Origin of the sequence: Nostoc cf. edaphicum LEGE 07299 (genome assembly GCF_015207245.1) — a bacterium.
GTDB lineage: Bacteria > Cyanobacteriota > Cyanobacteriia > Cyanobacteriales > Nostocaceae > Nostoc > Nostoc edaphicum_B.
In genome coordinates this window covers 1-4,532 of the sequence record NZ_JADEXF010000437.1, presented here as the reverse complement: position 1 = coordinate 4,532, position 4,532 = coordinate 1, and the positions used below count along the sequence as shown (strand labels likewise).

The window sequence follows — 4,532 nt, the reverse complement described above, 5'->3', positions numbered from 1 at the left end:
ATTATTAACTGCTTTCAAAAAAAGTAACATATTATAGAAAAATGATGATTTTTCTTAACTTTTAAGAGGTATCATCTATACCGTAGATTAAATTAAAAAATTTGTATAAGCCGAATCAATTTAGTGAACTATCCCAAAGTTTACACTTCGGAGCAAGCCTGTCCCATTAATTTAGTTGGCGAAACAGGACAAGCGGTTCAAATTTCAATTCATGCTCCCAGTCAATATATCTGTGCCAACTGCGAACGGATATTACCAGATTGGAAACGGCAGCCATTTTTACGAGTAGTGATTGTATTACAACAATCGCGTTATCAATTAGTCAAAAAGACAGCAGAAGTAGAGTCAGAGAAAGAACGCTTGCGAGAAAAGTTTATGAGATTTGGCTGTGATTTAGCATTTAATCTGCGCGATCGCGGCTATTTAACTGACCTGATTGACCCTCGTACAGGCTATCCTTTACTGTCTCATCCCGGAGCAATTCCTCATGACGACACAGCAGTTGTCAAAGCTTTGCTCAACTATCCAGTGATTAAAAATCAATGTCGTGTGCTAGTTCATCCCGATTGGGGTGCAGCAGTTTATCCTAGCATTTTGATATCAGAAGCTCCCCCAATTGTGATCGAATGGGTTACAAAAGGCATAGCATCCATGCATGGGTGGAAAGAAATTAATTATTAGTCATTGGTCATTTGTCATTGGTCATTTGTCACTTGTACTGAGCGTAGTCGTTGGCGCAGCCTCTGGTAGAGAAGTATTTGTCATTGGGTATGTAAAGACGTATATCAGCACTTGTGTCTCCAAAGAAATTTTTCCAAGAAGCTAGGATAGTCGAAGCGATAGTGCGGCTTGTTACTTCTCTCTTATGAGTAGACGCTACGAAGTCAAGTTGGGGATAATGGCTTTTGGTTCCTGTTTGGGTGACATCTCAGGCTGATCGGCAGGTATTTCAAATTGATGATAATTTTACGCACTACTGTCAGACTAAACTTTTAGCCTGTAGCGAAGATAATGGTACTTTAGCAGCATCTGCGGGAATTATATAACTATAACTATCGGGAAAAACCCTGTTCCCAAGTTTCTGCATATAAGTAGATGGATGAGGAAATTTATAACTATGGCTGTTGCGATCGCTGCGATCGCAAAGCGTGTCTCGTTGGGACTCAGCGAAGTGCCGCAATCGCAAGGATTTGAAGCTTTTTATATCTCGTTAGATAGTTAGATTTGTTTGTACTTACCTACCTTAGAAACCAAGTTGATTCTGAGCAAACTGAAATACTTGTTTCATAGTTATGCTCAACCACAATTCCCATAAATACAAAATTTCCCATACCTGATATATGAAAATATTAATTCAACACCGTCATTACGACAATGAAATTAGTGGAGTTTTAACTTATATTTATTCTATTATTCCTGAGTTGGAAGCTAGATTAATTGAAGTTAAAACTATTTCTACCAGACAAGATAATATCGCCAAATGGTTTAGTTATATTGCTTGGGCAGATATAGTACACATGAATTCCAATGACTTATTGTTTACTTTGTTATGTAAAGCCTTACAAAAAAAGATAATTATTAAATATCATTATTCTCTTTATCAATCCACTCATACTAGTTATGAGCAGATGAACTTGAGGCAACGTTTAAAAGCTGAATTTAAACACACATTGCCGAAAGCTAATTATCCATTAAAGTGGAAATTACACACTTTTATCAAATGGGCACGCCTAGTTACCCGGCTTTCTACTGCCTTCTTAGCCGATTATCACACAGCTTGTAGTAACTTTTTAGGAGAATCTTCTGCTTTTCCTTGGACAGTTGATACGTTATATAATCCGATTGAAATCAAGTCGGAAAACCAGCTTAAAACTTTAGAAAATTTATCTCAGCCATATAATTTTATTTTTGTCGGGAGATTAGCTACAGACAAAGGCGTAGATATTTTATTAAAATCAGCGCGAATTTTACAAGATGAAAATAAAGAATTTAAAATTACTATTATTGGTGATGGCGAACAATCTCAGGAATTAAAACAGCTAACGTCTGATTTAGGAATTGCTAACAAAGTTAATTTTTTGGGTAAAGTTCCTCAAAAAGAAGTACTTCTAAAAGTTCAAGATGCTTTGGCTTTAATTGCTCCTTCTCGTTGGCAAGAACCGGCAGGTTACGTAGTGTTAGAAGCCTTTAGCGTTCAAACCTGCTCGATTGTCTCAAAAATGGGAGGATTGTCAGAAGTAGGAGGGCCGCACAGCCTATTTTTTGAAAATGAAGATGCAGAAGAATTAGCCAAATGTATGCGATATTGCCTAGATAATCCAGATGAAGCAATTAATCGGGGTTTTCAGTCCAGCCATTACGTTGCAGAAAAGTTTTCAGCAGCGCGTGCTGTTAATAGACTACTGGAAATTTGTAGCCAACTTACTCCTAAAGCATTGGTAACAAAGTCTGATACATAATTCAATACAGTTCAGTTAAGCATTTTTTCTCTTCTCTCTGTTTCCTCTGCGCCTCTGCGGTTCGTTAAAAAAGTTGACTTTGACAAAGAGTTTTAGCCTTAACTGAACCGTATTGATACATAATTGCCGTTACAGGGTTACTGCCCTGTAATAGGCTCATTGGAAGCTCTACCAATAGTACATAAGCACTTCCTTATGGCCCAGAAAACACAGCTTGTTCTACATCATCCCGACTAAGAGAATACTTGAATGAGCGTTGGATATCTTGTCCATTTTCTCCAGATTGAACATATCGCACTACAATTTGCTCAACATCGAGCCATAATTCAGCTTGCCAATTAGGTCGCTGTACACGCCAGCAATGCCTTTGTGTTTCATCTTGTTGACAGCCTTGCTCTTTTAGCCACTGCTCAATTTGTGGCAAGGGATGATTATATAGAGGAGTATCGGAGGGAAGAAGAGCCATAGGAATTTTTGATTTTGGATTAGGGAATTGTTTAATTTTTAATTATCGGATGGGTAATTAGTTGCGACATATAGGTAATCTGCTGTTGTACAAATGTAGTTGGTTGCAGCAAATGGGAATGGATCGCAGCCTCGCCACGAGTTAAGCCAATGGCAACTGCTAATAACAAACAACCTACAAATGTTAACACCAGCATAAATAAAGCAAAGATTTCGCCAGATGATAAGGGGCGATCGCTCGCATCAAGGTAAGCTGATTTTGACCAGTCATGAGAATGCGAGACGGGATGATTCAAATCAGGGGGTGGTTGAATCACTCCAAAGCGGGAATAGCCAATTTTCAAATCGTAGCTTAACCGGCGTTCTGGATGGCTAAGGGTGGCGTAAGCTTCGTTGATTTGCTGAAATTTGGGAGTGGCGATCGCAGTTGGCAAGTCTGTAGTATCAGGATGATAGACCTTGCTCAGTTGCCGATAAGCGCGACGAATGTCAATTACCGATGCCCAGGGATGCAGTCCTAGCAGGGAGTAATAAGTTGGTTCGCTGCTTTGTGGCATTGCCCCGTTTTGATTCACATCTGTTTGAGTCACTTTGCTCAAAGATATTTTTTATATTTTAAATCCTTTATGAATTGGAGAAGACATAGCAGGTCTAGCATTTGATAAGATTGCTTAATAAAGCATTTAATTCCAAAAGTGGCCAAATTCCCCAAAATGGGCAGACTACGAGATGAATTGGCTCCTTTTTTGCGAATTTTACCTATGAAAAATTATTTAATTTTTTATCGTCTAATAGACGAAGGCATAGAAATTGTACGTATCTTGCACGGCTCACAAGATATAAAAACTATTTTTTAAGATGACGAAGACTAATTACAAATTAGTGATTGTTCTGGTCAATAGCTTCATTAAGATGATATTTTATCTATCCCTAACGTATTAAATCAGCACGGGGTTTAAAGGTTTCAATTTGCCGTAACTTTTCATAAAGTTCCCGTTCTTCTTGACTAATATTTTTCGGTGTAACTATTTGAATTTCTACTAATTGATCGCCACGTTTGCCGGCATCGTTAGGATAACCTTTATTGCCTAATCGAAATTTTTGACCAGACCTCACTCCAGGAGGGGTGGTCATTTTCACAGGCCCGTCAAGAGTAGGTGCTTCTACCTGTCCTCCTAAAACTGCCTCGCTGGGAGTAACAGGTACTTGGCAGACGATATTTAAACCTTCTAACTTAAATAATGGATGAGGTTCAACGGTAATTTTTAAGTATAGATCGCCACCACCAACGCCTTGGTTCCGCAAACGGATGGTTTGACCTGTCACCATACCTGGTGGCATATTAACTTCTAGCGATCGCCCATCTTCCAAACGAATGCGTTCATTACCACCTTGATAAGCTTTTTCTAGTGGAAGGGTTAATCTGGCTTCTATATCTCGGCGGGTTGTGCGAGGTGGAGTATTAACTGTGTAAGCAACTTTTGTTCTGGGGGAACGAAACGGATCGCTATTATTGCCATTACTGGAATTATTTGCCGCACTCTTATTTTTGACACCAATAACTTGATTAATAAAGCTTTCAAAGTCGGAGAATTGACTGGGATCTAC

At 38.8% G+C, this 4,532-nt stretch carries 8 protein-coding genes; 5 read left to right on the top strand and 3 right to left on the bottom strand.

The genetic code is table 11. The annotated features are described in order from the left end of the window. Positions 1 to 123: 123 nt before the first annotated feature. The 4 genes from IQ229_RS14255 (at position 124) to IQ229_RS14245 (ending at position 2,459) form a co-directional block, all read left to right on the top strand. Positions 124 to 681 carry a methylmalonic aciduria and homocystinuria type D protein gene (locus IQ229_RS14255; RefSeq protein ID WP_194044723.1) on the top strand — a complete coding sequence of 186 codons (558 nt, stop codon included), beginning with the start codon at positions 124 to 126 and terminating at the stop codon, positions 679 to 681. Between the two features lie 224 nt (positions 682 to 905). Next, positions 906 to 1,046, top strand: coding sequence for a hypothetical protein (locus IQ229_RS14250; protein ID WP_194044722.1), 141 nt, complete (start codon positions 906 to 908; stop codon positions 1,044 to 1,046). Positions 1,047 to 1,099: 53 nt separating this feature from the next. Continuing rightward, positions 1,100 to 1,222, top strand: a complete 123-nt coding sequence (locus IQ229_RS24550) for a hypothetical protein (RefSeq protein ID WP_265582982.1) — start codon at positions 1,100 to 1,102, stop codon at positions 1,220 to 1,222. A gap of 118 nt (positions 1,223 to 1,340) precedes the next feature. After that, on the top strand, positions 1,341 to 2,459 hold the full coding sequence (locus IQ229_RS14245) for a glycosyltransferase family 4 protein (RefSeq protein ID WP_194044721.1): 1,119 nt from the start codon (positions 1,341 to 1,343) through the stop codon (positions 2,457 to 2,459). A 193-nt stretch (positions 2,460 to 2,652) separates the two neighbouring features. Here IQ229_RS14245 and IQ229_RS14240 read toward each other — a convergent pair whose 3' ends face one another. After that, positions 2,653 to 2,925 (bottom strand): DUF3143 domain-containing protein, encoded by a 273-nt coding sequence (locus IQ229_RS14240; protein WP_194044720.1) that lies wholly within the window; start codon positions 2,923 to 2,925, stop codon positions 2,653 to 2,655. A gap of 31 nt (positions 2,926 to 2,956) precedes the next feature. Then, on the bottom strand, positions 2,957 to 3,481 hold the full coding sequence (locus IQ229_RS14235) for a J domain-containing protein (protein WP_194044724.1): 525 nt from the start codon (positions 3,479 to 3,481) through the stop codon (positions 2,957 to 2,959). A 117-nt stretch (positions 3,482 to 3,598) separates the two neighbouring features. Between IQ229_RS14235 and IQ229_RS24860 the strand changes: the two genes are divergently transcribed. Next, the gene (locus IQ229_RS24860; protein ID WP_409339932.1) at positions 3,599 to 3,781 is read left to right on the top strand and encodes a type II toxin-antitoxin system RelE/ParE family toxin; all 183 of its coding nucleotides are present in this window, start codon (positions 3,599 to 3,601) and stop codon (positions 3,779 to 3,781) included. A 73-nt stretch (positions 3,782 to 3,854) separates the two neighbouring features. Here the strand turns inward: IQ229_RS24860 and IQ229_RS14225 are convergent. Continuing rightward, positions 3,855 to 4,532, bottom strand: a 678-nt coding sequence (locus IQ229_RS14225; RefSeq protein ID WP_194044718.1) for a J domain-containing protein, incomplete at its 5' end; no start/stop codon positions are given.

Excerpts from the sequence above, each read along its gene's own strand:
- IQ229_RS24550 (WP_265582982.1), top strand. The coding sequence starts at position 1,100 with ATGAGGAAATTTATAACTATGGCTGTTGCGATCGCTGCGATCGCAAAG.
- IQ229_RS14235 (WP_194044724.1), bottom strand. The coding sequence starts at position 3,481 with ATGCCACAAAGCAGCGAACCAACTTATTACTCCCTGCTAGGACTGCAT.
- IQ229_RS14245 (WP_194044721.1), top strand. The coding sequence starts at position 1,341 with ATGAAAATATTAATTCAACACCGTCATTACGACAATGAAATTAGTGGA.
- IQ229_RS14240 (WP_194044720.1), bottom strand. The coding sequence starts at position 2,925 with ATGGCTCTTCTTCCCTCCGATACTCCTCTATATAATCATCCCTTGCCA.